Origin of the sequence: Bartonella sp. AA83SXKL (assembly GCF_042196965.1) — a bacterium.
Lineage (GTDB): Bacteria > Pseudomonadota > Alphaproteobacteria > Rhizobiales > Rhizobiaceae > Bartonella.
In genome coordinates, this window is record NZ_JBHIRG010000089.1 from 257 (window position 1) to 1,244 (window position 988).

A 988-nucleotide genomic window follows, 5' to 3' on the forward strand; every position below is an offset into this window, starting at 1 on the left:
CGTCAAACCGGATAGCACAGGCGTTGATCTATCCCATGTAAAAATGTCTATGAACCCTTTTGACGAAATTGCCGTAGAAGAAGCAGTCCGCCAAAAAGAATCCGGCAAAATTTCAGAAGTTGTTCTTGTTTCAATTGGACCAGAAGCAGCACAAGAAACCCTACGAACAGGACTTGCAATGGGTGCCGATCGCGCACTCCTTGTAACAACACAAGAAACACTCGAACCTTTAGCAATTGCTAAAATTCTCAAGGTCATTGTCCAGGAAGAAAAACCAGATATGGTCTTTTTAGGCAAGCAAGCCATTGATGACGAGAGCAATCAAACCGGTCAAATGTTAGCCGCCCTTCTTGGTTGGGGGCAAGCAACTTTTACCTCAAACTTAGACATAGAAAATGGACATGCTATAGTCGTCCGCGAAGTCGATGATGGAACCCAAACTCTATCCCTCCCCCTCCCCATCGTCATGACGGCTGATTTACGATTAAATGAGCCGCGTTATACTTCTCTGCCTAATATTATGAAGGCAAAAAGAAAACCCATTGAACAAAAAGCTCTCTCTGATCTTGGCTTAGAGACACGGAGACGTTTAACGGTCTTAAGCGTAGAAGAACCAAAACCTCGTCAATGCGGTGTTAAATTAGCAAATGTAGCAGAGCTGGTCAGTGCGCTAAAACAAACAAATTGCATTTAATATTCGATAATCAATGGATTAAATGCAACACTGCATAAAAGGGTAAAACGTATGGCAATTCTTTTATTGGCCGAACATAATACAGAAGAAACGGCAAAAACGCTAAACGCTGCTCGCGCAATCAGCAACGATATCGATATTTTAGTTTGTGGAACAAATGTTCAAGAAATCGCCGAGAACAGTGCAAAACTCACTGGTGTGCGGCAAGTTCTTGTCGCTGAAGCTGATTATTTAACACATCAATTAGCTGAACCTGTAGCGGACACGATCATCAAACAAGCGAATGATTATGAT

The 988-nt window shown here is 42.4% G+C and carries 2 pseudogenes; both read left to right on the forward strand.

The annotated features are described in order from the left end of the window. Positions 1 to 694: pseudogene (locus ACFINO_RS09815) on the forward strand (electron transfer flavoprotein subunit beta/FixA family protein); the annotation flags it as partial. Positions 695 to 745: 51 nt separating this feature from the next. Next, positions 746 to 988, forward strand: a pseudogene (locus tag ACFINO_RS09820) (electron transfer flavoprotein subunit alpha/FixB family protein); the annotation flags it as partial.